The sequence below is a fragment of the Flavobacterium microcysteis genome (assembly GCF_006385255.1).
GTDB classification, from domain to species: domain Bacteria; phylum Bacteroidota; class Bacteroidia; order Flavobacteriales; family Flavobacteriaceae; genus Flavobacterium; species Flavobacterium microcysteis.
The window spans coordinates 231,634-255,684 of sequence record NZ_VFJE01000054.1 but is presented as its reverse complement, the minus strand read 5'-3'; the positions used below and the strand labels follow the sequence as shown (position 1 = coordinate 255,684).

Genomic DNA, 24,051 nt, shown 5'->3' with positions numbered 1-24,051 from the left:
CCTTTAAGTTTTATTCTTTAATTATTTTCAAAGTTTTTACTCCAACACCTGAAATAACTTTAATTAAATATGTTCCTGAAGTTAAGTGTGAAACATCAATAGAGTTTTCATTGTTGTTGATGTTTTTAGTTGCCACTTTTTGCCCTAATAAATTATAAATTGATACAGCAGTAATTTCTTTATCAAATGAAAGATTTAATAAATCTCTAACTGGGTTTGGATATACTTTTAATTCATTAATTGCAAAATCTTCAGTGGAAAGTGTTGAGGAATAACATAAAATAGAATTGAATGAGTTTTTATCAACATTGGTTTCGTCTCCAAGTTGACCATAATTATTTCTACCCGTTGACTTTATAAAATTAGCGGTATTTTTCACCAAAACATGGTCTGTTCCTGCTGATACATCAGCATTGTCTGAAGATGTTCCTACTTGTGCCGGTCTGCTTTTTATTTGTGCAGAAATACCATTTCCTAGCTCTCCATATAAGCCCTCTCCCCAACTCCAAAGTGTACCGTCTGTTTTAATTGCATAAGTAAAAGAACGTCCTGCTGCTATTTTTTGCCAATCAGTTGATACGCCTATTTGTTCAGGACTAGTTCTGTCTGTTGTGGTACCATTTCCCAGCTGACTCCCGGAATTTGCTCCCCATGCCCAAAGTGTACCGTCTGTTTTTATGGCTACAGAATGATATCCATTGGAAGAAATTTTTTGCCAATTAGTATCAGTTCCAACTTGAGTAATGCTATTAAGAGAAACTATAACATAACCTAAGCCCAACTCTCCGTTTGCATTATAACCCCAACTCCAAAGTGTACCATCTGTTTTGATGGCTAAATTATGGTCATTTTTAGTAGCTATTTCTTGCCAATTAGCTGTGCCTAATTGTATTGGTGTTGATTTATTTACTGAAGTATTATCGCCTAATTGCCCATAATGATTTCTACCACTACCCCATAAAGTACCATCTGTTTTTAATGCTATAAAATGTTCTTCTCCGGCATTAATATTTTGCCAATTAGTTGCAGTGCCCACTTGTGTTGGGGTAGTTACAGTAGTTGCTGCTCCTTGTCCTAATTGCCCATATTGATTTCTTCCCCAAGACCAAAGTGTGCCATCAGCCTTAATGGCATAAGATGTTCTTAAGCTTGTAGCTATTTTAACCCAATTGTTTGCTGTACCAATTTGTGTTGGAGTGTTTTTATTTACCGTAGTGCCATCGCCTAATTGAGAATAATCATTTCTTCCCCATGCCCAAAGCGTTCCATCATTTTTAATTGCTAAAGAGTGATCGTAACCAGCACTCATACTTTGCCAGCATTGTGCAGACATTTGTAATGATAAAAATAATAATAGAATTGTAATTGTTCTTTTCATTGTTTTTCTGTTTTCATCTGAATTCATTTCAGATGTTGTTATGTGATTGTTTGTAGATTTGGTTTTAAAATATTTTTGATTCGCTTAGTGTGATTGTTTTTAAAATTCAAAAATCTGGCAAATGTAAAAATATCCTTCTGTGCTTTGAAGTTGATTCATTTGGCAAATCTAATTAATAAAAAAAGTAAATTTTAAGCGATGAACATTCGTTGAGAATTGTAGGACATTCGTTTGTGATTTTCGTTTTCCCGAAAAATAAAACCCTAAATTCAGTAGAATTTAGGGTTTTATATATATTGAAATTTTATTTTTATTTTGCTTCTTTATTTGCTTTTGCAATATACTTCTCTAAAGCCATAGTCATAGATGGAGCTTCAGGAGACGGAGCCATGATATCGACTCTTAGTCCGTGATCCAAAGCTTCTTTTTGCGTAGTGCTTCCAAAAACAGCAATCCTGGTGTTGTTTTGTTCAAAATCAGGGAAGTTCATGAACAAAGACTTTATTCCTGTTGGGCTGAAAAATGCCAAAACATCATAATAAACATCGGCTAAGTCTGACAAGTCACTCATTACTGTTTTGTAAAAAGTAGCTTGTGTCCAGTTAACTTTTAAGTTGTTTAGTGTTTGTGGTGCATCTGCATTCAGCTGATCTGAAGCTGGCAAAAGAAACTTCTCGTCTTTGTATTTCTTAATTAGCGGAGATAAATCTGCGAAATCTTTCTGTCCTACATAAATCTTTCGCTTTCTGTAGATTACATATTTTTGAAGGTAAAAAGCAATGGCCTCTGACTGGCAAAAATATTTCAAATCTTCAGGAATCTTATATCTCATCTCTTCTGCTACTCTGAAAAAATGATCGATGGAATTTTTGCTAGTTAAGATGATGGCTGTAAAATTGTTCAAGTCAATTTTTTGCTGTCTCACGTCTTTTGCGCTAACGCCCTCAACGTGGATAAAAGGCCTGAAATCAATTTTGACTTTGTGCTTTTGTTGCAACTCAAAATATGGAGAGTTTTCTACTTTAGGCTCTGGCTGCGAAACCAAAATTGTTTTCACTTTCATAGTTGACGTTTTCTTGTGTACTACCTTTTTGTAAACCAATAATACATGAAATAATAAGGTGCTATTTCAAGTGCGCAAAGATACAAAATAAAATAAAACAACTTGCCGATAATCAAATTTTGATAAATTTTTAAAGAAAGAAGATAAGTAAGTATGTTTATTAACAAAATGATAGCAATAAGGAAATATATTAATAAATCTATTGGTGTATCGTTATAGAACAAAATTACATTTAAAGGAAGGATGCAAAGTCCTATATAAGTTCTGTAACTAACTTTTTGCAAATTAAACTGTTCACTAAATTCTTCAATATTAAAAGAAGTAGCTATAATCTTCTCTATGAGGTATTTAGAGAGTATGAAAATGCTCAATAACGTAACGATTTGAACATAAGTTATCCAGTCTGTTTTTGAAGTATATCCAAAATAGCTCAGGATAATCTGAATAAAAAACGCAAAGGAAATGACTTGCACTACAAACAGCGAAATCGTAAACCAGTTCATAAGGTTGCCGCTGTCTCTGTAAATCTTGATGTATTTGTCGCTGTATGCCAATCTTGAAAAATCAGAAAAACGACCTTCGAAAACGCCTTTTGTGGCAGCAATAAGTACAAAGCAAAGCACAAATAGGACAGTTGCCCAATCTCTGCTTTCCAAAATCCTCGGCTGTAAAACGATTTCTAACATGGCGTAAAATTAGTGATTTTTATTACTTTCTTTTTTTATTTTTTTTCGGAAATGCCTCTTCAATTATTATCAAGAAATTGGAGTGTAAGAAGCGAAAAAAAGGAACAGGCCAAAAGCGAATAAACCCCATGAAATTTAAGAAAAGCAGAGATTATTATAATTTTATTATGAATCAGCAACCATAAAAAGTTTACTTTTGTCATGAAATTATGCAAATATGAATGACGGCATTGTTATAATTCCTACTTATAACGAAATTGAAAATATCGAAAGTATCATCAGGACTGTATTTTCTTTGCAGAAGCCATTTCATGTTTTGATTATTGATGATAATTCTCCAGATCATACCGCACAAAAAGTAATTGCGCTTCAGGAAGAATATCCTGGACGTCTTTTTTTAGAACAACGAAGTAAAAAGTCGGGCTTAGGTACTGCTTATGTGCATGGTTTTAAATGGGCACTTGAGCGTGAATACGAATACATTTTTGAAATGGATGCTGATTTCTCGCACAATCCGCACGATTTAGAAAAGTTGTACGATTCCTGCCGTTTTGGTATTTATGATGTCGCTATCGGTTCTCGATATGTTACAGGAGTAAATGTTGTAAATTGGCCTTTAAGTCGTGTTTTGCTTTCCTATTTTGCTTCGGTATATGTTAGATTGATTACCGGAATGGAAATTCGTGATACGACAGCCGGATTTGTATGTTACAAAAAAAATGTCTTGAAAAGCATTAACCTGGATAAGATAAAATTTATAGGTTATGCGTTCCAGATTGAAATGAAATATAGGGCGTATGCCAGAAAATTTAAAATTGTTGAAGTGCCAATTATTTTCACTGACAGGACAAAAGGGCAATCGAAAATGAGTAATTCTATTATTAAAGAAGCCATTTTTGGAGTTATCGTCTTACGAATAAAGAAAATGTTCAACAATCTGTAAGGAATTTTCCATACAGTTTTAATGCGCAAAAAAAACAAAGAAAAGAAAGATGAAAAGTGTTTTGATTAAGAATGCCAAAATAGTAAATGAGGGGACTATTTTTGAAGGAGACGTTTTAATTGAAAACGAATTTATTGTTGAAATTGCGGAAACTATCAGCGCAAAATCATCATCAACAAAAATCATCAATGCCGAAGGGAATTATTTGATTCCGGGAGCCATTGACGATCAGGTGCATTTTCGTGAGCCTGGCCTAACACATAAAGGGGATATTGCTTCGGAATCGCGTGCAGCTGTTGCAGGAGGGATTACCTCTTTTATCGAAATGCCCAATACAAATCCTCAGGCATCAACTATTGAGTTACTTGAAGATAAATTTAAGATTGCTTCCGAAAAATCGGTAGCAAACTATTCTTTTATGTTTGGTGGGACCAATGATAATTTGGACGAAATACTGAAAGTAAACCCAAAAACAGTAGCCGGACTAAAAATATTTTTAGGGTCTTCTACAGGAAACATGCTTGTGGATAATGAAGAGGTTTTGGAAAAAATCTTTTCTAGTACTCCTTTGCTGATTGCTGTACATTGCGAAGATGAGACTACAATTAAAAATAATCTTGCAAAATACAAAGAAGAGTACGGTGATGACATTCCTATGAAATTTCATCATCTGATTCGAAGTGAAGAAGCGTGTTATTTATCGTCTTCCAAAGCGATAGAATTGGCTAAAAAAACAGGAGCAAGACTGCATGTTTTCCATCTTTCGACTGCGAAAGAAATGAAGCTTTTTACCAATAAGATTCCTTTAGAAGAGAAAAAGATTACTGCTGAAGCTTGTATACATCATCTTTGGTTTACCAATGAGGATTATGACAAAAAAGGCAGCCTGATTAAGTGGAATCCTGCCGTAAAGACCCAAGCGGATAAAGATGCGCTTTGGGAAGCTTTGCTTGATGACAGAATTGATGTCATTGCTACTGACCATGCTCCACATACTTTAGAAGAAAAGAAAAATCCATATACATCAGCACCTTCTGGTGGGCCTCTTGTGCAGCATGCGGTTGTCGCCATGTTTGAAGCTTTTCATCAGGGAAAAATTTCTGTTGAGAAAATCGTAGAAAAAATGGCCCATAATCCTGCAAAAATTTTCAAAATCGAAAAGAGAGGTTTTGTTAAGGTAGGCTATTATGCTGATTTGGCGATTGTCAATGCCGGTTTGCCATGGAGCGTTAAAAAAGAAAATATCCTATACAAATGTGGCTGGTCGCCATTTGAAGGATATACCTTTAAGTCGAGAATAACCCATACATTTGTAAATGGAGAACTGGTCTATAATAATTTCAAGGTGAAAGATGTACATCCGGGAATGCGATTGGAATTTGACCGTTAATAAAAGGGTATGAAAAAGTATTTTTTATTGTTGGTTTTGCTAAGTATGGCATCCTGTCAGCAAAAGGCAATTGAAGAACCTGCTAATCTTATTCCGAGAGATAAGATGAAGCAGATTATCTACGATCTTTCCTTGCTTCAAGGAATTAAAGGCGTCAGTCCGGCAGCTTTGGATTCCAATGGCATCAATCCGGCAACCTATGTTTATAAAAAATATAAAATCGACAGTCTTCAGTTTGCAAAAAGCGACCAGTATTATGCTGTCGAAAACATCAAGGAATACGCGAAAATGTATGAAGATATCAGCAAGTTGGTAGGAGAAGAAAAGATGCGTATTGACAGCCAGCTAAGCAAAGAAGCGGATACAACTAAAACCATAGAAAGGAGTAATATGGTTAAGGCAAATAAAGATAGCGCTAAACAGTAACGGAGACTTTAGAGATATAATTAGGAATGTCCTCAAATTCAAAATTGAGGGCATTTTTTATTTTAGAGTTGTCAAATTCAGATTGCGTGTGCAGTGAGATGGCAGTTGCTTTCGATAACATTCTCTTTTTGAAAAAAAGTGTAGAAATCAGCCAATCGATTCTCCATGCCAGTCCTGTTACCCAAGGTTTTAAATATACGGATGGTTTTTTTTTGCCCAATGCTGTTGCAATAAGATCTGAGAGTCTATGGTAAGTAATGCTTTCCGTAACCAGGATAAAGCGTTCTTTCTGGATATTGCTTTTCATGAGCTGATACATGGATCTTGTCACATCTTCTACGGTTACAAATCCTGTAGAACCTTCTGTATAATATTTCAACCCTTTTTTTATTCGCTGGAATATTTCGGCACTTCCACTGTTCCAAAAACCGGGTCCGAGTATAATGCCTGGATTCACAATAGCAACAGGAAGTCCTTCTTGCTGTCCGCGCCATACTTCCATTTCAGCGCCAAATTTGGATATGGCATAATCACTTCGGGGTATTTCCGGATTCCATTCGGTTTCTTCCGTAATAACAGTCTCGTGTCCCTGAAGGTCGCCCAATGCTGCAATAGAACTCACATAGCAAAGTTTTTTGACCTGATAAGCCAGACACAGGTTAACGATATTTGCCGTGCCTTCAATGTTTGTCTTGCGTAGCTGTTCTTCATCGTCCGGATTAAAAGAAATAAACGCAGCACAATGGTATACATAATCAATACTCTCAAATGCTTTTTCAAGGGAAGGAATGTCGGTAAGGCAACCTTGTATCCAGTTTATTTTCTCAAAAAGAGCCAACCGGTCTTTCCATTCAAAAAGCGCCTTTGTTTGCTGTATGTTTTTTTCATTCCTGTAGAGTGCCCTCACTTCTTCTCCATTCTCAAGAAGAAGGAGCAAAAGATGTGAACCTACTAATCCGGTAGCGCCTGTTACTAAAACCATAGTTGCAAATATAAGGAGATTGTTCAATAATGTGCCAGAATGATAAAGCTACAATTTCTTTTGGATTGTGTGCAAATAAATTAGAAATGAGAGTCATTCGGATTTTCTAATTACTTCAATACCCTTATCTTTGCGCAAATTAATAGAAAAATGAAAAATTTAGTTGAAGAATTAAAGTGGAGAGGGCTGTATCATGATAGCATGCCCGGAACAGAAGAACAATTGCTTAAAGAAGCAACGGCTGCCTATATCGGATTTGACCCTACAGCAGACTCATTGCATATTGGAAGCATGGTTCAAATCATTCTCCTTGTTCATCTAAAGAATTTCGGGCACCAGCCAATTGCTTTGGTAGGCGGTGCTACAGGAATGATTGGAGATCCATCTGGAAAATCTGATGAAAGAAACCTGTTAAATGAAGAAACATTGGCCAAAAATGTAGCCGGAATCAAAAGCGTATTGTCGCGTTTTCTGGATTTTGGTACTGAAGGTAAAAATGCTCCTCTCATGGTTAATAACTATGATTGGATGAAAGAGTTTTCATTTATTGATTTTGCCCGCGAAGTAGGAAAACGTATCACGGTAAACTACATGATGGCAAAAGATTCTGTAAAAAAGAGATTCAGTGGAGAAGGAGAAGGTATGTCGTTTACAGAATTTACCTATCAATTAATCCAAGGATACGATTTCTATCATTTATATAAAAACTACAACTGTCTGTTGCAAATGGGCGGTTCTGACCAATGGGGTAATATTACAACCGGGACAGAATTGGTACGAAGAATGGGTGGTGAAAATGCAAAAGCGTATGCTCTGACGACTCCGCTGATTACAAAAGCTGACGGTTCAAAGTTTGGTAAATCAGAAGGCGGAAATATCTGGTTGGATGCAGACAAGACTTCGGTATATAAATTCTACCAATTCTGGGTTAATGCAACCGATGCAGATGCAGAAAAATACATCAAGATTTTCACATTCCTGGATAAAGATACTATTGAGGCTTTGATTGAAGAGCACAGACAGGCGCCACATTTGCGTATTCTTCAGAAAAAACTAGCAGAAGAAATCACGGTTTTTGTTCATAGCAGAGAAGAATTGGAAAAAGCAATCCAGGCATCAAACATTTTGTTTGGAAATGCAACTTCAGAAGATTTAAAGCAACTGGATGGAGCTACTTTCCTTGAAGTTTTTGATGGAGTTCCACAGGCAGAAGTTGCAAAAGGAGACATCGAAAACGGAATCGATATTGTTTCATTACTGAATGAAAAGACAGGATTTTTAAAATCGAATGGAGAGGCGAGAAGAGCCTTATCTGAAAACTCAATATCTGTAAATAGAGAAAAGGTAACCGAAGAATCTCAGGTTTCATCAAAAGATCTGATTAACGGTCAATTTATCCTTTTACAACGAGGAAAGAAAAATTATTTTGTGATAAGAGCTGTCTAAGCGTTTCATATAACTTAATTAAAGGAGACTTCACGGTCTCCTTTTTTTATTTATAAATGTTAAATATATCAGAATATTTCTTAAATTTGAGAAAAGGATTACAAACGATGTTTGTAATACAATAGTCAATAGTTGGATTTCAAAGAGATCCCCAAAAATTATCTTGTTTCAGCTAATTCAAAGACTATGGATATATCTAGACATTTTCAAAATACTATTTTGAAAGCCAGTTTTCTTTTTTGTCTGCTAGCATCGGACGGTGTTTTCTCGCAAACTTCTCAGGTGGATGAAAACGAAAAAAAAGAAGCCACAACCTATCCTAAGTTCTCAGTTAAAGGACTTTTTCAAGGGCAATATGCTGCTAGCCTGAATACCGATGTGGATATTAATGGACTGCATCATTCTGATGGAGAAGAAGTGAGTAATTCATTTCTTGTCAAACGGGGCCGTTTACAGGTAAAGGCAATCATTAGTGATCGTACTGATGTAACGATGTCGGTCAATCTCGCAGACTTTAAATCCGACCCCAAAAACAAGGTGTTGGAAAATGCTTATATTTCCTATAAGCTGAGTGATAAGATAAGTTTGACGGCTGGGCAGTTCAGACCCTTTTTCGGACTTGAAAATACCTACCCGATTGATATTGTCAAATCTATTGATTTTTCAAACCAATATTATGAATTCGGGAATAATGGTTGGGAGAGTTTCCAGATTGGAGCTTCTGTTTCGGTAAGAGATTCTATTGGAAGGATGCCTATTCAATACGGTCTTACCGTATTTAACGGAAATGGAAGAAACCAAAACAATGATAAAGACAACGGTAAGCAATATGCTGGTCGGTTTCTTTTTCGATTGTCTGAGAAAAATAATGTCAATCTGGGTTTAAACGGAGGATTAGGACAGGTTTTCCATAAAGATGTCTATGCCGTGGGTTTTGATGTTACTTCCGATTTCCACTTGTCAGAGAAATTTTTGTTAGAGTTGCAACTTGAAGCGAAACAGGGTACAAACCATAATCTGTTTTTCAATATGCTGCCTGCAGAAAGGTTATATGCTCTGAATAGATATCAGACAAGAGGGTTTTATTTTCTTCCAAATTTGAGGTATGAAATTCAATACAGAAGATTAAGTTCTATAGAATTTTCCTGCCGCTATGAATATCTGGATTCCAGTTATAGGGTCAATTCCAATCTAAGACAAACATGGTTGCCTATGCTGAGCTTTGAATTTTTAAAAAGCTACAATGCCCGTATACAGCTGGCCATGCAGATAGACGATTATAAAAGGAATGTTCCAGATACTCCTACCTATGATAACAAGCTGTTTATTCTTCAAGTCCAAAGTCGTTTTTAGCTAAAATATATTTATCATGAAAGAAATAAAACTCTCCCGTTTGGCCATTACCGTGCTATTTGGTGCGGCGATTTGGCTTTCTCCTGTTCCGGAAGGAGTAAAACCGGAAGCATGGCATTTACTGGCAATTTTTCTTGCTACAATTTTGGGAATAATTCTCAAGGCTGCTAGTATGGGAACGATGTGTATGATGGCTATAGCTGCTGTTGCATTGAGCGGTGTTTTGGCTCCCGGCAATCCTTCAAAATCAATTTCCCTTGCGCTTCGAAGCTTTGGCGATAAGGTAATCTGGCTGATTGGAATTTCATTTTTTATTGCAAGAGGATTTATCAAAACCGGACTCGGTAATAGGATTGCCTATCTTTTCGTAAGGGTTTTTGGGAAAAGTTCTTTAGGACTCGCCTACGGATTGGGTTTGGCTGATTTGGCTTTGGCACCTGCAATTCCAAGTAATACGGCCCGTGGAGGCGGAATTATTTATCCAATTATGAAATCCATGTCCATAAGTTTTGATTCGGTTCCTGACAAGCCTGAAACACATAGAAAACTAGGCTCGTTTCTTACGCTGAATAGTTATAATATGAACCTGATTGCTTCTTCTATGTTTCTGACCGGAACAGCAAGTAACCCAATGTGTCAAAAATTTGCTGCAGATTTGGGCATTCGTATTACATGGATGTCTTGGGCAATTGCCGGAATTGTACCAGGCCTTGTTGCTTTTTTTGTGATTCCTTTGGTTTTATATAAAGTATATCCTCCTGAGTTGAAAAAGACAGGAGATGCGCCAGCGCTTGCCAAACAAAAGTTAGCAGAAATGGGGCCGGTTACAAAAAACGAATGGCTGATGCTTTTGGCTTTTGCAGTATTACTGTTTTTATGGATTACCGGAGATTTATTCGGTATTGATGCCACTACGACAGCTTTTCTTGGGTTGGTGCTTTTGCTATTGACATCTGTGCTTACATGGGAAGATGTCAAAGCAGAAAAAGGAGCCTGGGATACCATCGTGTGGTTTGCAGTTTTGGTAATGATGGCCAGTTCTCTCAATGAGCTGGGTTTTATAGGTTGGTTTAGTGAATTGATAAAGACTAAAATCGGAGACCTGAGTTGGCAGATTGCCTTTCCGGTCATTATGATTGTCTATTTCCTGAGCCATTATCTTTTTGCGAGTGCTACGGCTCATGTTGCTGCGATGTATGCTGCATTATTAGGAGTTGGAGTTTCCATAGGAATTCCGGGACTGCTGTTGGCATTTATGTTAGGATTCTGCGGATCGTTTTATGGAACGCTGACACACTACGGACATGGCCCGGCACCGGTTTTCTTCGGAAGCGGATTTGTAGATATCAAGAATTGGTGGACAAAAGGTCTGATTACTGGCGTAATCATGCTCATAATTTATATGGTAGTTGGAGGCCTGTGGATGAAAGTTATCGGTTATTATTAAACCGCTAGAGTACCATAAGGTTGCATCCACGAATATCTGAATTATCAAAACGACCCAATACTTCAAATGAATTGTTGGGTTGTTTTTTACCCAGATCTTGCGTGGCAATAAAAGAACAGGAGTTGATATTGGCGAGATCAATTACATTTATTCCACCGGTTTTTCCATCTTCAATATACGATAGTGCATCTTCGGTATCGCGAATAAGTACTTGCATCCAGTTTGGGCATTCAAAGATTCCGTTACCAAGAGAATAGGCTTGTGACAGCAGTTCTGTCATTCCATATTCAGAATGGATGGCATCGACTCCAAATCCTTTACAAAGCAGTTCGTGAAGTTCTTCCCGAATCATTTCCTTGCGTTTTCCTTTCATGCCTCCGGTTTCCATAATGATTGTATTTTTCAATTGGAAATTTTGCTTCTCAATCAGGTCGAGAAGGGCGTAGGTCACACCGATTAGGATTATGTTTTCTCCGGCTTCATCAAGCTGAAGCAGTTTTTGAATCAGGTCATCATAATTGCTGAGGTAAAAACCGCTTTCCGGATGGTTGGACAGCTTAATCAGGTCGTCAACCATATAAATAAGCGAAGAGCCTTCTCTTTCCAAATAGGATGGAAGCAAGGCAAGCACTGCATAATTTTCAATATTCCCATAAAATTGCGAGAACCCTTTCCGATAGCTTTCTTCGTATAAAGTGATATCGGTAACAAGATGCCTGCTTGTTGACATTCCCGTTGTTCCAGAACTTGTAAAAGTTTCCTGAATTTTTTCTTGAGATGATAAAACCTCGTGACTTTTAAAAAATTGTATTGGCAAAAAAGGAATCTGCTCTAATGATTTTACCTGCTGCTTTTCAACATTCAAAAACTGGCAGAATTCACGATATACGCTATTGTTGTCGTATTGGAATCGGAATACTTTCAGGGCTATTTTTTCAAACTGCTTATTGTTGGAAATACTGAATATGTCTGACGCTGGAATCAATGGGAATTGTTTTTGACAAAGGTAATTATTTTAAAAACAAACCCCGATAGGATTTTATTCCATATCGGGGTGAAAAATAATACAGTTTTGTTTTAAACTATTTTTTGACCAGCTTGGATGTAATTGTTCTTCCGTCTCCGGTTTGTACGGTAACGATATACATTCCGTTTTTATAATTGGAAAGGTCAATATCAAAAGAGTTTGCATCTAGCTCTTTTGATAGCATGGTTTTTCCATCAATAGAAGTAACCAGAATGTTTCGGATAGGCTGGTCGTATTCTATCGTTGCTTTTTGCGTAGCAGGGTTTGGATACAAAAGCAATTTTTGTGGGACTTTGGTGTCTGTTATTAGCTTTTGGACATCTTTGGTGTCTGCCGATGCTGGTTGCCTTCCCACAAATGTGCCTGAGCAACCTTGTATATAGCCTCTAAATCTTGAGCCATTTGCAGAATAAAAGCCTTTTTTAAGCGTAATGGAATTTTTCGCATGATATATTCCTACAGCTCCCGAATTAATCGTATTGTGAGCCGTAATCGTATTTGATGTTTCCCTATTGTCCTGATTTCCGAAAGCAACATCATCACCTGGTGAGGTTAATGTTATGTCTGGAACACAACAGTTTTGTTGTCCGGAAGGCAATACGGTAACGTCTATTGATACGGGACATTGAATAGTCTGTCCGGGATTTGGCGTAAAGAAATATTGTGTTGTTCCCACTACGCTCGTATTGATAGTAGCCGGACTCCAAGTGCCTTGGATATTATTGCCTAAAGTTGCCGGAAGTGCAGGAGGAATACTGTTATAGCATAATGTTCCTATTGACGGTAGCCGTAGGACTTCCATTGTGTAAAACAGATAAGCATGAGTTGTTCCGTTAGTATTGGCGTAATTTATTGTAAAGTTGTCTATCGGATTAGAGCACAACCAATGAACATCCGTATTGGGTGGCGTACCGGCCGATACTGTAACGCCACTTGTCGTAGCGCAGCATCCGGCAGATGCAGTCACTCCACTGAATGTAATGTTTGAAAAGCTAAAGGAGTCGTTCCAGTTTCCGTAATTGATGTCATATACACGAAAGCGGGTTATTATTACTTTTTCCGGGAAAGTGAATGTCAAATCCTTTGATGGAGCATTATTCCATGCGCCTGTTGTCTGAAATACGGTAGGATTGGTAGGAATGCTGTAGAACACCATGTTCAATCCTGATCCGGTAGCCATTACATTTAAGGTTCCGCCAGAATACGTTGCAGTAATGCCCGTCGTATTTACCGGCACATTATCCCATATAATCTGTTCTTGAGAATGTAGCTCTGAATGAAAAGAGCCTGCTAAAAAACAAAAGAGGATAATCTGCCATATTTTTGGTTTTTTGTATAGATTTTCCACATTTATTGTTTTAAGTTTTTCACCATCTCTTTTAATTCCTTAATTTCTTTGTTCTGTTGAATCAGATACAACGTAAGTTCTTCAATCTTTTCTTGTTGGATTTTTGCAATTTCTCCCAATTCAATTCCTTCCTCTTTTACTTGTTTGGCAGAAGGAACGTTTGGCAAATGGCCATTGCTTTCAATGTATTTTTCTACTTCTTCCAATGATTTCAGTTTATAGTCTTCAGTGAAAACGTAATCAGCCCAGTCAGATTGCAGGTTGATTCTCACCTCTTCAGTAAGGATACCGCCTTCTACAATCAGTCTGTAATGCGAAATGTTTAATCCTCCTGCGAAATTTGGGAATGCTCCGAAATCATTTCCAATACCTACTTTCCCATTTAATTTGATGAGGTATTTTGAGAAATCACCCCAAATTAATGGCGTTACATTATAAGCATTATTGATATGGAGCTTATTGCTGTCTGTTTCACCATAACCCGCATAGCTTCCAATTAAAACATTGCCTTCTCCTGTCGCTTTTGCACCCGAGTAGGCTCCAATGAAAGTATTGGTATTTCCTTGATTTGACGTTCCGCTGGCATATCCTACATAAACGTTATGCCTTCCTTCATAATTATAAGATCCGGCGCTGGCACCTATAAAGGTATTCGAACTACCTATGCCATTATTGATTCCGGCCTGATGTCCAAAAAAGGAGTTAGTATCTCCTGAGACATTTTTAGCGCCTGCCAAATGCCCAAAAAATGAATTGTAAGCATTTTCGGTAAAGCGTCCGGCCTGATAGCCGTAAAAAGCATTTTCTTTTTCAACGGTTCCTGCATCGAGGCCTCCGCTGGTTAATAAGTTAGTCGAAGCGACATTTTGCGAATTTGCAGAAAAGATTCCGCCAAGCAGGAATCCTGCACATAGGGTTTTTGTTAAGTTCATAATACTAGTGATTTAAGGTTTAACCTAAAATTAACACTATTTGTATTATAAAAAAATATTTAATATGCTGTAAATGAGATAATTTGTTATTTAAATTTAAAAACTTGGTTTAAAATAATATTGGAAAGTTTTGAGAGAGAAATTTTAACGTTTGGTTGTATTTGTTCAAAATGCCATTGAAAATTAGATTGATGATTTCATTTTGCGATTATTGAAATAAAAAGGCATCTCGAATGAGATGCCTTTTTTATTTTGTGAGAAAGGATTAATTATTTAATAACTAATTTTCTTGTAGCAGTTTTTCCTTCTTCTGTTATCTTAACGATATAAACACCACCTTTTAGATTAGAAACATTTACTTGATCAGTAGCTGTAGTGTTTATTACTTGTTTTCCTAAAATATCGTAGATGGCAACTGTTTTTTCAATGTTAGCATCTGAAGTGATGAATAGTTTTCCGTCTGTTACAGGGTTTGGATAAACTTTAAGCCCAGCGATATTGTTTTCTTTAACACCTAATGCATTTCCTGTTAGCTTAACATCATCAATCCTAAATCCGATATTTGAGATAGGGTTTTCAAATTTTATTCTCAGATTGGATGTAGCTGGAATTGTGCCAGAAGCCGTAATTAAAGTCCAGACTGAGGTTCCGCTTCCGGTTGGTCGTGTATAAGTTAGAGGTGTCCATGTTGTTCCGTCTGTACTTACGTTTACTGTCAATTCATTGCTTCCTGCATTGGTGCCTTTTTGATGACCAAAGGATAAAACCATATCAGAATAATTAAGAGTGTTTATTCCTTCAATGATAAAAGTTTTTGCAGGAGTAGTTCCTCCTAGAAAAACACATCCGTTCCCAGAAGCGCCTGCATAGGTGTCAGAAGGAGTCGAATTTCTCATGTCTGCCGTTCCTGAAAAAAGTATCGGGCTGCTATTTTGAAAGGTATGTGCTGCTATGGCTGTCGTTGTTGTTGGGGCTCCCATATTTTCTGTAAATATGGTTGTTTGTGAATAGCCATTTCCAAAAGAAACCGCCAGTAATAAAATGTAAAATTTCCTCATGTTTTTGTTATATTTTTAGATTAAGAGGCAATAATACAAAAAAAAAGCATCCCAATTGGGATGCTCTATATTATTTTGAAAGAAACTAATTACTTGATAACTAATTTTCTTGTAGCAGTTTTTCCTTCTTCAGTGATTTTAACGATATAAACACCACCTTTTAGGTTAGAAACACTTACAAAATCTGTAGCTTTAGTGTTTACTACTTGTTTTCCTAATACATCATAGATAGCAACTGTTTTTTCAACATTTGAATCTGTAGTGATGAATAATTTTCCGTTTGTTACAGGGTTTGGATAAACTTTAAGTCCAGCGATGTCGTTATCTTTAACTCCTAAGCTACAAGTGTTAGCAGCTGTTGCAGAGTTTCTAGGAGCTGGTGCAGCAACTGTGAAATCAGCAGCATTATCATTTGTGTCTGCACAACCATTGTTGTTTCTGATTGCAGCTGTAGAGTTTGTTAATACAGCAGTCGCAGCAGATCCTTCAAAACCATTTGCACTACCGTATCCTACTTTGTCAATTATTTGAGAACCAGTTGGATTAGCAGTAGCTTCAGCAACAGTTGTGTTTACTAAGATAACTTTACCGTTAGTACCAGCCATTGCAAAGCCAGGTATTGGAGCTGGGCTTGCTCCACCAGAAACTGTACAACCACATGTTACACCATCTAAATCCGGAGTTGGCAAAGCTAAAACTGGAGTTGTTCCAGCTGCTTGCTGAATTAAATAATATTTTCCAGGTTGTATTGTAACGTTTGGAAGAGTTTGAACAGCCCATGATGTACCTGCAGCCGAAGCATACTGAACAGACCAGCCATTTAAACTTTGAGGAGCCGTTCCTCTATTGTATAATTCAATAAAGTCGTTCGTGTATACTGCTCCATTATTTCCACCACCACCATAAACTTGGCTAATAACTACTTGTGCAGAAGCCGAAACTGATACAAAAGCAACAGATAATAAAATGTAAAGTTTTTTCATGTTAACTTGTTTTTTGTTATAAAAATGTACTGCAAAGATAGGAACTATTTGTCAGAGACAAAAATATCTGTGTAAATTTATGGTTAAATGTAAAATTTAAGCTGGATTGCAACTATTTGACTATTAGCTTTCTAGTAGCAGTTGCGTCACCTTCTTTAATTTTTATGATATAAACGCCTGGTGAAAGAGAGGAAACATTAAGCTCTTTTGAGGTCACAACAGACTGTAAAACTTTTTTGCCAAGTACGTCATAAATGGCGATTTCCTTGTCTAAAGTTGATTTTGAAGTAATATAAATCTTACCATTACTGACAGGATTTGGGTAAAAACTCAATCCTTCAATGGTACTTTCCTGCGTTTTTCCGTTAGTAGCCGGCCTTGACTCTTGAGCAGAAACTCTTGCAGAGAAAAGGAACAGGAAGAAAAAGATAGTATAAAAGTATTTTTTAGCCATCGCCTAGATTTGGTATTGTAAATATATAAAAGATATTTCAATAATTATACCAAAAAAAATGCCTTTCAAACGAAAGGCATTTTTGTCAGATTTAAATCTTTATATTATAGACCCATCCAGTTCATCCAACTTGGCTTAGTAGCTCCGTTTCCGGCTCCTGTAGCTGTAGTTGTAGCGTTGAATCCGGCAGCCATATTACTTGCTGTAGTTACACCAGTGATTGTGATGTTGCTTAATGGATGTGCTGTGAAGTAATTTTGAGAATCAGTTCCATCAAAGTTAATTCCAAAACCTGATCCAGAAGCTGTACTGCTGAAGTTAGCAATGTAAACATTAGAGATAGTAGCATAAGTTCCTCTTCTCAACCACATTCCACCTTCTTTAGGTACATTTGCAAGTCCTCTTCCAATAAGGGTTACATTGCTCAATGTTGGGTTAGAAATTGGAGCCAAAAGTGGGTTAGTTTGGTTGTTGTCAGCTTCTATACCACGGCTGTCAGCAGAAAGACCTGTTGCAGACGATTGATCAGAATATAAGTAAGAAACAGTTCCGTTCCATCCTTCAGTCCAGTCAAAAGAATCATCCTGACATCCGATAGCAGCCAAGTTAGTAGCGTTTACAGAACCACCAAACCATTCGAAACCGTCATCAGAACCTTGATAAACTAAAATGTTGTTTACAGTTGTTCCTGAACCTACAGCGTAGAAAGTAACTCCATTGAATTCTGCATCCTCATTGATTAGGTTACCAGAATATTTTACAATGATGTGAGAAAGTATACCTGAGTTATCAGCTGGATTAGTACCACCATAAGTCAATCCTGTAACCTCTGCAGTTACGTTTGTTCCTAAGTTTGTTATTGCGTTACCACAAATTACAAGTCCTCCCCAATCTTGTGGAGCTGGGTTAGCGCTGTTAGATGTGAATACGATTGGATTAGCAGCAGTTCCCTGAGCGATAATCTTAGCTCCTTTTTCAACTGCTAAGAAAGCAACTTCTTCAAATGAAGCATCAGCTTCGATCTTTGTTCCTGCAGGTATTGTTAATGTAACTCCTGGCTTAACATAAGTAGAACCTCTCAAAGTGTAAAGTGTTCCTGCATTAAGCGTCATGTTCTGTGTAATGTTACCACTCAAGATGCCTGTTTCTGGAACAGTTGGACCGTCGTTACTGTCGTCACTTGAACAACCTGTAAAAAGTGTACCTAAGATAGCTAGGCTAAATACTAGTTTTTTCATTTTCTAAAATATTATGTTGTTTATTTAGTTGTGCAAATATGGCGAGAGGGATTGTCAATGCAGTTAAGCAAGTATTATCTAATCTTTATTTTAAAATAGAATAATTGTAAATTTAATGTTACTCTGATTTAGGTCTTTAGCTTGCGCAAATTAAAAAAGGCTGTCTCATAACAAGACAGCCTTTTTTAATTGCAATGTGTATTTTTTAAAATAGATTGTATTTGATTCCTAAGCTAAAATCAAGTCCTGTTTTAAAGGAATAAGTAGTAGCATCTCCCTGTGCATTCTCCTGGTATCTTTCAATTTTGCTATCCAAAAGGTTTTTAACATTGAAACTGATGTTTAGACGATCACCAATTGCAGCGCTTGAAATAAGGTTAAGAGTAGGGATTCCTTTTTCCATTACGTTTCCACCAGTTTGGATGTTACCAAGAGAGTAGATTCTGTCATGAAAATAGTTTCCAACTAATGAAATGGTTGGCTTAAATGTTCCGCTTTCAATTCTATACGTAATATCAGCATTTACTAAAAGAGGAGATGCTCCTTGCAATCCGTCTTTTTTGTCGTTAAAACTTACGCTGACAGTGTTGTTAGTTTCAGAAGCAACTTTTTCAGAATCTAGTTTTTGCTCAGAATACATATAGGTAAAGTTGAAACCTGCTGATAAATTTTGCTTGTCTTCAACATTCCAGATGTTTTTACGAACCTCAAATTCAGCTCCAACAACAAAAGCATTATCTCCTGCATTTACGAAAGTGTTATCGTTCAAAGCAGAATTCAAACGTGCTTTACTGATTGGGTCAACGATGTATTTTCCAAAACCGGTAATAGAGATCAATTCTTCCTTGTTAGGGAACATTTCCCATTTGATGTCAACATTATAATTGTCTGATGGATTCAAAAAGGCATTACCAACAGTACTTTCTCCAACTACTTCAAATCTAAAAGGTGCTTTTTCAATGAACTGAGGCAATGTGTATGTTTTACTAACGGCTGCACGAAGATTTTGTTTGTCGTTTAAGCTGTACTTTAAAGTAGCTACTGGAAGAATGTACAATTCATCAATTTTTGCATCATCAAAGTTTACATTTGGTAATGAAATGTTTGTATCCCATTTCATTGTTTGCAATACTTTTTCAGCTCTAACACCAACAGTGTACGTCAATTTTTCTGATGGAGAATATTCAAAATTAACCAATCCAGAGTGTACGTCTAAATCTGCTGAATAAGTAAACGGTTTAAGACTTCCAGCATTTCTTGAAGTTAGGATTTTGAACGTATTGTCGATGTTAGTTGAGTTTGACTGATTAGTGCCATTCAAGAAATCATCGATTGTGCTTTCTGATGTATTAACACTTCCGTTGATTCTGAAGTTGAATTGTGTTGCTTCAAAATCTCTGGTTTTCATTTTTCCATTGTATCCAAAAGAAAGTTTTCCTTTATAGTCTTGTCCTTCGCCTTTGAAAAGCTTGTATGAAAAAACAGCTTTTGCAGCTACTTCATTTTCTTTAAGCGATTGGAAATATCTGTTGTTTGTAGACTGTGAGTTGGTATTGAATGTAAATCCATTTATTCCTTCAAGCAATGTACTTGTGATTCTATCCGGCATGTCAGAATTTACGATTCCGTAAGATCCACCCCAGTTAAGTTCTAATCTGTCGCTTAGAGCATTTTTTCCTAAAAGCTGATTTACGAATAATTTGTTTTGCTCAGTAATTGTCTGTCTTGTAAAACTGTTTGTGCCGTTTTCATTGAAAAAGTCATATTCATTAACGTCACTTTTAGATGAGTTTACAAAAACACTGTTTAATTTTAAAGAGTGATCTGAATTTATCTTATAAGCAAGATTCACCATTCCGGTTGTTTTTGTAACATACTCGTATTTATTCACATTATAGAAATCTTCAATGATGTTGTCATTTGTATTTCCAATGTTTCTCTGAGATCCTTTTTTAAGGTTGTAGCCATTTTCAAAAGAAGCCGTTGCAAAAATGTTCAATTTGCTTTCTTCTCCAATGTTAAAGCTAGTTCCTCCATTAATTCCAAAGTTGATATCAACAGGGTGATTTTCTAAGTTAGGAACCCATCTGTTTTGGAATTGGTAAGTAGTAACGCTGTTTGGTTTTTTTACATTGTAAAAACCAGACTTTTGAATTCCATCCGCAACTTTAAAATTGGTATTAAAAGCATTGTTGTTTAAGCCGCTTCCAATTTCAATGTTTAATTTTCCTTTTCCATTGTGTTCTTTTGAAACGATGTTTATGTTAGCACCGCCTACATCACCATAAGAATCTGGATAATATGTTTTGCTTACGCCTACAGACTGGATTACATCAGTAGAGAAAAGATCCAATGCAACGTTTTTATTGGTTGGCTCGTTTGAAGGCAATGGAAGTCCGTTTAGAGTAGTACTGTTGTATCTGTCTCCCAATCCACGAACAAAAATACCGCTGCTTCCTTCTTGTTTTGAAATACCCGTAACTTTAGTTACAGCTGCCGCAGCATTGCTTACACCTTTACGTGCCAATTCTTGCGCTCCGATACTTTGTGTGATATTTACCGCCTTTTGTTGCTCCATAAGCAAAGCAGTTTCTTTTTCTCTGCTTTGTACCGATTCAATTACGACATCTTCTAATGTCACACTTCCGGAACTTAATGCTTTGTTTACCGTTTTTGTTTCGCCTGCCTTAATCGTTACAGTTTCTTCTTGCGACTCATAACCTAAAAAGGCAAAAACCAGTACATGAGTTCCCGGTTTTACAGTTAAAGTATATTTCCCATCGATATCCGTTTGGGCTGCAGTAGTTGTTCCTTTAACAGTGACTGTTGCGAACGGCAACGTTTCGTTATTCAAATCCTTATCAGTAATTACTCCTGAAATCGTACTTTTGCTTTGTGCAAAACCAAGAGTGCTAAGCAGTAAAGTGATGAATAATAATTTAATTTTCATTGTGTGTGTTGTTTAAATTTGCGCAAAGGAACGGTCGTTTTGTAAAGCTGATGTTAGCGACTTGTTACTTTTAAGTTTCATTAACTTTACTAAATTGTTACGATATTAAATTACAGTTAACACATGTAATCCTTTTGTTTTATATTTACATTTACAACCGCTAAACGCAAATTTTTTCCTAAAGATGAAAAAGAAAGACATTAAGATTTTATTGGTTGATGATGAGCAAGATATCCTCGAAATTGTAGGATACAATCTTTCACAAGAAGGCTATCAAATTGTAACGGCCAGCAATGGGAAAGAGGCAATACTCAAGGCTAAAAAGGAGTTGCCGCACCTAATTATCATGGATGTGATGATGCCGGAAATGGATGGAATGGAAGCTTGTGAAAATATCAGAAAGCTGCCTGAGCTAAGCAACGTAATTATTACGTTTCTAACAGCAAGAAGCGAAGATTATTCGCAAGTAGCTGGACTGGATGCCGGAGCTGATGACTATATCTCTAAACCAATTAAGCCAAAATTGTTGGTAAGCAAAGTAAAATCGCTGTTAAGAAGGTTAAAAGAGGAAGAACAAAATTCGGAAACCCTAAATGTGGGTGGTATCGAAATCAACAGAGAAGAATACAAGATTATCCAGGACGGAAAAGAAATCATATTGCCAAGAAAAGAATTTGAATTGTTCTACCTATTGGCATCTAAACCTGGAAAAGTATTCAAAAGAGAAGAAATTCTGGACAAAGTTTGGGGTAACGAAGTAATCGTTGGCGGAAGAACCATTGATGTCCACATCCGAAAATTAAGAGAAAAAATCGGAGAAGAATTGTTCAAAACCATAAAAGGAGTTGGCTATAAATTAGAAGTTTAATGTCCGTAAGTTTCAAGAAAACATACCGTTTTGCGGTAAAATCATCGCTGTATATTACCTTTTTCTCTACCGGAATGGTGGGAATTCTTACTAGCCTGTTTTTTGATTTTTCTTGGAAGTTCTGCCTTATTTTTGCTTTGTGCATTGCTGTTTTCTCTTTCTTCGTTTTACAATACCGCGTAGAAAGATTTATCTACAGAAGAGTGAAAAAGATTTATGATGATGTTTCACTCCTCGAATCTACTAATTTCAGATCGCAGCCTATTACTACCGATATGGCTACGCTGACCAAGCAGGTGAAAAAATTCGCCACCGATAAAAAACTTGAAATCGAAACTCTGAAAGTCCGTGAAGAATACCGAAGAGAATTTATCGGAAATGTATCCCATGAGTTAAAAACACCATTATTTACCGTGCAAGGTTACCTTTCAACGCTTTTGGATGGCGGAATGAAAGACAAAACCATTCGTAAAAAATACCTTCAGCGTGCCGAGAAAGGAGTCGAAAGACTAATCTATATCGTGCAGGATTTGGATATGATTACGAAATTGGAAGCTGGTGAATTGAATCTGGTGAATACACGATTTGATATTTTGGAAGTCATACAAAATGTTTTCGATTTGCTGGAGATGAAAGCATCTGAGAAAAACATCTTACTGATGTTCGATTTGAAATATGTAAAACCTATTTATGTATATGGCGACAAGGAAAAGATTCAACAAGTAGTTACAAACCTTGTCGTCAATTCCATAAAATACGGTAAAGAAGATGGTACTACCGAAGTTAGTGTTGAAGATCTTGTCAACAATAAAGTCATTGTCCGCATTATGGATAATGGCGACGGTATCGAAAAACAGCATATCCCAAGACTTTTTGAGCGTTTCTACAGAATAGACAAAAGTGGCGCCAGGAGTGAAGGCGGCTCAGGATTGGGTCTTTCTATCGTAAAGCATATTATTGAGGCTCACGACGAAAAAATCTATGTCGAGAGTCAGGTAGGTAAAGGATCAGAATTTTCATTTACCCTCGAAAAGACAAAATAACTTATTCCAGGTTATTGCGGTTCCAAAGTTTTTCAATCCTTTAAACAGGTCGATTTCCAAAAGATTTTCAATCTTGAAATCTTCTTGTTTCGCAAAAGGAACCAATCCTTCTTTCTTTAATTTTTTGGCAAGATATTCTTGTTCGTATTGTCCCGGAGTCGGGATAAAAAATGCTTTTTTTCCAAGCTGTGCCAGGTCCATAATTGTAGTGTATCCGGAACGGCATAGCACAATTTCGCTTTCGTTGAATGTGTTTTCCAGCTGCTCCGTATTCATGAAGTTGTAATACGTCACATTGCTTACTTGCTCAATTTTTTGTTCAGGCTCAATTTTTCCTTTGATAAAAACTACTTTTCCTTTGAATTGCCCCATTTCCTGGGTTAGCTGGGCTTCAAGCATGCCTCGTTGTGGCTCAGGTCCTGATAAGATGACCATCAGGTCGTACTTCTTATCGGTTGGTTTTCTGTGAAGTCGGCTTAACGGGCCAATATATTTTATGTTCTCTTCCGGATTTTCAAGATGGCCTAATTTTCCAGAAAGATTGGGTTTGGTTTCAACATCAGGAATCCAGCACTGATTGAATTTTTTAATGATATGCTGATGTACTTTGCTGGAAATCCATGTTGTGTTTCCGGTCAATACATTTAGCTGATGCGTAATAAAAACAGAAGGTATTTTTTTGGAGTACACGCCAAGTCTGTTGTCTGAAATAATTCCGGCAATATCGTATTCATCAATCCATTGGCGGATGGTCTTTTTCTCTTGGAGAATAGCATCAATCATTTTTGGGGAATTCTTGATCATTTTCCATTTAAAAAAGGCGCCATTTTTGGCATATTCGATGTGGTAAGATGGCAGTTCCAGGCTTTGCAGGTGCGGAAATTCTTTTTGGAGCATTTGCAGCGCAACTCCATCGGAAGCTATAATCGGAATATAGCCGTTATTTTCAAGAGCTTCTATAATAGGAATGCATCTTGTGGCATGACCCAGGCCCCAATTTAATGGAGCCACTAATATTTTTTTTGAAGACATGGCT

21 protein-coding genes are annotated in these 24,051 nt (G+C 36.8%); 8 read left to right on the top strand and 13 right to left on the bottom strand.

The window, feature by feature from the left end; genetic code table 11:
* Positions 1-10: 10 nt before the first annotated feature.
* From FJA49_RS10120 to FJA49_RS10110, 3 genes are all read right to left on the bottom strand, one after another.
* Positions 11-1,405 carry a T9SS type A sorting domain-containing protein gene (locus FJA49_RS10120; RefSeq protein WP_140000858.1) on the bottom strand — a complete coding sequence of 465 codons (1,395 nt, stop codon included), beginning with the start codon at positions 1,403-1,405 and terminating at the stop codon, positions 11-13.
* 283 nt (positions 1,406-1,688) lie between these two features.
* The gene (locus FJA49_RS10115; RefSeq protein ID WP_056072518.1) at positions 1,689-2,441 is read right to left on the bottom strand and encodes a uroporphyrinogen-III synthase; all 753 of its coding nucleotides are present in this window, start codon (positions 2,439-2,441) and stop codon (positions 1,689-1,691) included.
* A 20-nt stretch (positions 2,442-2,461) separates the two neighbouring features.
* Complete coding sequence (locus FJA49_RS10110) at positions 2,462-3,127, bottom strand: DUF4271 domain-containing protein (protein WP_140000857.1); 666 nt, start codon at positions 3,125-3,127, stop codon at positions 2,462-2,464.
* Between the two features lie 217 nt (positions 3,128-3,344).
* On the opposite strand from FJA49_RS10110, the gene FJA49_RS10105 reads away from it, so the two are divergent.
* From FJA49_RS10105 to FJA49_RS10095, 3 genes are read left to right on the top strand one after another with little or no spacing between them, the layout of a single operon-like run.
* Positions 3,345-4,070 carry a polyprenol monophosphomannose synthase gene (locus FJA49_RS10105; RefSeq protein WP_140000856.1) on the top strand — a complete coding sequence of 242 codons (726 nt, stop codon included), beginning with the start codon at positions 3,345-3,347 and terminating at the stop codon, positions 4,068-4,070.
* 49 nt (positions 4,071-4,119) lie between these two features.
* Positions 4,120-5,460, top strand: coding sequence for a dihydroorotase (locus FJA49_RS10100; RefSeq protein WP_140000855.1), 1,341 nt, complete (start codon positions 4,120-4,122; stop codon positions 5,458-5,460).
* 9 nt (positions 5,461-5,469) lie between these two features.
* A complete protein-coding gene (locus FJA49_RS10095; RefSeq protein ID WP_140000854.1) occupies positions 5,470-5,886 on the top strand; it encodes a DUF4296 domain-containing protein in 417 nt (138 codons plus the stop codon).
* Here FJA49_RS10095 and FJA49_RS10090 read toward each other — a convergent pair.
* Complete coding sequence (locus FJA49_RS10090; protein ID WP_140000853.1) at positions 5,876-6,868, bottom strand: NAD-dependent epimerase/dehydratase family protein; 993 nt, start codon at positions 6,866-6,868, stop codon at positions 5,876-5,878. The two genes, FJA49_RS10095 and FJA49_RS10090, sit on opposite strands and share 11 nt — an antisense overlap.
* Positions 6,869-7,018: 150 nt before the next feature.
* On the opposite strand from FJA49_RS10090, the gene tyrS reads away from it, so the two are divergent.
* The 3 genes from tyrS (at position 7,019) to FJA49_RS10075 (ending at position 11,114) form a co-directional block, all read left to right on the top strand.
* Entirely contained in the window at positions 7,019-8,314 is a 1,296-nt protein-coding gene (gene tyrS, locus FJA49_RS10085; RefSeq protein ID WP_140000852.1) for a tyrosine--tRNA ligase, read from the top strand.
* A 186-nt stretch (positions 8,315-8,500) separates the two neighbouring features.
* The gene (locus FJA49_RS10080; protein WP_140000851.1) at positions 8,501-9,667 is read left to right on the top strand and encodes a porin; all 1,167 of its coding nucleotides are present in this window, start codon (positions 8,501-8,503) and stop codon (positions 9,665-9,667) included.
* A gap of 16 nt (positions 9,668-9,683) precedes the next feature.
* The gene (locus FJA49_RS10075) at positions 9,684-11,114 is read left to right on the top strand and encodes an anion permease (RefSeq protein WP_140000850.1); all 1,431 of its coding nucleotides are present in this window, start codon (positions 9,684-9,686) and stop codon (positions 11,112-11,114) included.
* A 4-nt stretch (positions 11,115-11,118) separates the two neighbouring features.
* Here FJA49_RS10075 and FJA49_RS10070 read toward each other — a convergent pair whose 3' ends face one another.
* The 8 genes from FJA49_RS10070 to FJA49_RS10035 all read right to left on the bottom strand — a co-directional run bounded on the left by FJA49_RS10070 (position 11,119) and on the right by FJA49_RS10035 (position 21,104).
* A complete protein-coding gene (locus FJA49_RS10070; RefSeq protein WP_140000849.1) occupies positions 11,119-12,099 on the bottom strand; it encodes a LuxE/PaaK family acyltransferase in 981 nt (326 codons plus the stop codon).
* A gap of 97 nt (positions 12,100-12,196) precedes the next feature.
* A complete protein-coding gene (locus FJA49_RS10065; RefSeq protein ID WP_140000848.1) occupies positions 12,197-13,489 on the bottom strand; it encodes a 3-coathanger stack domain-containing protein in 1,293 nt (430 codons plus the stop codon).
* 2 nt (positions 13,490-13,491) lie between these two features.
* Complete coding sequence (locus FJA49_RS10060) at positions 13,492-14,421, bottom strand: hypothetical protein (RefSeq protein WP_140000847.1); 930 nt, start codon at positions 14,419-14,421, stop codon at positions 13,492-13,494.
* Between the two features lie 269 nt (positions 14,422-14,690).
* Positions 14,691-15,479, bottom strand: a complete 789-nt coding sequence (locus tag FJA49_RS10055) for a T9SS type A sorting domain-containing protein (RefSeq protein WP_140000846.1) — start codon at positions 15,477-15,479, stop codon at positions 14,691-14,693.
* Between the two features lie 89 nt (positions 15,480-15,568).
* Complete coding sequence (locus FJA49_RS18495; protein WP_140000845.1) at positions 15,569-16,462, bottom strand: lamin tail domain-containing protein; 894 nt, start codon at positions 16,460-16,462, stop codon at positions 15,569-15,571.
* A gap of 112 nt (positions 16,463-16,574) precedes the next feature.
* Entirely contained in the window at positions 16,575-16,916 is a 342-nt protein-coding gene (locus FJA49_RS10045) for a T9SS type A sorting domain-containing protein (protein WP_140000844.1), read from the bottom strand.
* Between the two features lie 104 nt (positions 16,917-17,020).
* A complete protein-coding gene (locus FJA49_RS10040) occupies positions 17,021-18,154 on the bottom strand; it encodes a hypothetical protein (protein WP_140000843.1) in 1,134 nt (377 codons plus the stop codon).
* A 205-nt stretch (positions 18,155-18,359) separates the two neighbouring features.
* The gene (locus FJA49_RS10035) at positions 18,360-21,104 is read right to left on the bottom strand and encodes a TonB-dependent receptor (RefSeq protein WP_140000842.1); all 2,745 of its coding nucleotides are present in this window, start codon (positions 21,102-21,104) and stop codon (positions 18,360-18,362) included.
* Positions 21,105-21,288: 184 nt separating this feature from the next.
* On the opposite strand from FJA49_RS10035, the gene FJA49_RS10030 reads away from it, so the two are divergent.
* Entirely contained in the window at positions 21,289-21,972 is a 684-nt protein-coding gene (locus FJA49_RS10030) for a response regulator transcription factor (RefSeq protein WP_121375988.1), read from the top strand.
* Positions 21,972-23,015 carry a sensor histidine kinase gene (locus FJA49_RS10025; protein WP_140000841.1) on the top strand — a complete coding sequence of 348 codons (1,044 nt, stop codon included), beginning with the start codon at positions 21,972-21,974 and terminating at the stop codon, positions 23,013-23,015. The genes FJA49_RS10030 and FJA49_RS10025 overlap by 1 nt, the downstream gene beginning before the upstream one ends.
* Here the strand turns inward: FJA49_RS10025 and FJA49_RS10020 are convergent.
* On the bottom strand, positions 22,989-24,047 hold the full coding sequence (locus FJA49_RS10020; RefSeq protein ID WP_140000840.1) for a glycosyltransferase: 1,059 nt from the start codon (positions 24,045-24,047) through the stop codon (positions 22,989-22,991). The two genes, FJA49_RS10025 and FJA49_RS10020, sit on opposite strands and share 27 nt — an antisense overlap.
* Positions 24,048-24,051 lie beyond the last annotated feature (4 nt).

What these genes read in the sequence shown, in the direction of transcription:
- FJA49_RS10025 (WP_140000841.1), top strand. Translation starts at nt 21,972, where the DNA reads ATGTCCGTAAGTTTCAAGAAAACATACCGTTTTGCGGTAAAATCATCG.
- FJA49_RS10110 (WP_140000857.1), bottom strand. Translation starts at nt 3,127, where the DNA reads ATGTTAGAAATCGTTTTACAGCCGAGGATTTTGGAAAGCAGAGATTGG.
- FJA49_RS10055 (WP_140000846.1), bottom strand. Translation starts at nt 15,479, where the DNA reads ATGAGGAAATTTTACATTTTATTACTGGCGGTTTCTTTTGGAAATGGC.
- FJA49_RS10075 (WP_140000850.1), top strand. Translation starts at nt 9,684, where the DNA reads ATGAAAGAAATAAAACTCTCCCGTTTGGCCATTACCGTGCTATTTGGT.
- tyrS (WP_140000852.1), top strand. Translation starts at nt 7,019, where the DNA reads ATGAAAAATTTAGTTGAAGAATTAAAGTGGAGAGGGCTGTATCATGAT.
- FJA49_RS10060 (WP_140000847.1), bottom strand. Translation starts at nt 14,421, where the DNA reads ATGAACTTAACAAAAACCCTATGTGCAGGATTCCTGCTTGGCGGAATC.
- FJA49_RS10040 (WP_140000843.1), bottom strand. Translation starts at nt 18,154, where the DNA reads ATGAAAAAACTAGTATTTAGCCTAGCTATCTTAGGTACACTTTTTACA.
- FJA49_RS10045 (WP_140000844.1), bottom strand. Translation starts at nt 16,916, where the DNA reads ATGGCTAAAAAATACTTTTATACTATCTTTTTCTTCCTGTTCCTTTTC.
- FJA49_RS10035 (WP_140000842.1), bottom strand. Translation starts at nt 21,104, where the DNA reads ATGAAAATTAAATTATTATTCATCACTTTACTGCTTAGCACTCTTGGT.
- FJA49_RS10080 (WP_140000851.1), top strand. Translation starts at nt 8,501, where the DNA reads ATGGATATATCTAGACATTTTCAAAATACTATTTTGAAAGCCAGTTTT.
- FJA49_RS10115 (WP_056072518.1), bottom strand. Translation starts at nt 2,441, where the DNA reads ATGAAAGTGAAAACAATTTTGGTTTCGCAGCCAGAGCCTAAAGTAGAA.
- FJA49_RS18495 (WP_140000845.1), bottom strand. Translation starts at nt 16,462, where the DNA reads ATGAAAAAACTTTACATTTTATTATCTGTTGCTTTTGTATCAGTTTCG.
- FJA49_RS10100 (WP_140000855.1), top strand. Translation starts at nt 4,120, where the DNA reads ATGAAAAGTGTTTTGATTAAGAATGCCAAAATAGTAAATGAGGGGACT.
- FJA49_RS10090 (WP_140000853.1), bottom strand. Translation starts at nt 6,868, where the DNA reads ATGGTTTTAGTAACAGGCGCTACCGGATTAGTAGGTTCACATCTTTTG.
- FJA49_RS10120 (WP_140000858.1), bottom strand. Translation starts at nt 1,405, where the DNA reads ATGAATTCAGATGAAAACAGAAAAACAATGAAAAGAACAATTACAATT.
- FJA49_RS10105 (WP_140000856.1), top strand. Translation starts at nt 3,345, where the DNA reads ATGAATGACGGCATTGTTATAATTCCTACTTATAACGAAATTGAAAAT.
- FJA49_RS10020 (WP_140000840.1), bottom strand. Translation starts at nt 24,047, where the DNA reads ATGTCTTCAAAAAAAATATTAGTGGCTCCATTAAATTGGGGCCTGGGT.
- FJA49_RS10095 (WP_140000854.1), top strand. Translation starts at nt 5,470, where the DNA reads ATGAAAAAGTATTTTTTATTGTTGGTTTTGCTAAGTATGGCATCCTGT.
- FJA49_RS10030 (WP_121375988.1), top strand. Translation starts at nt 21,289, where the DNA reads ATGAAAAAGAAAGACATTAAGATTTTATTGGTTGATGATGAGCAAGAT.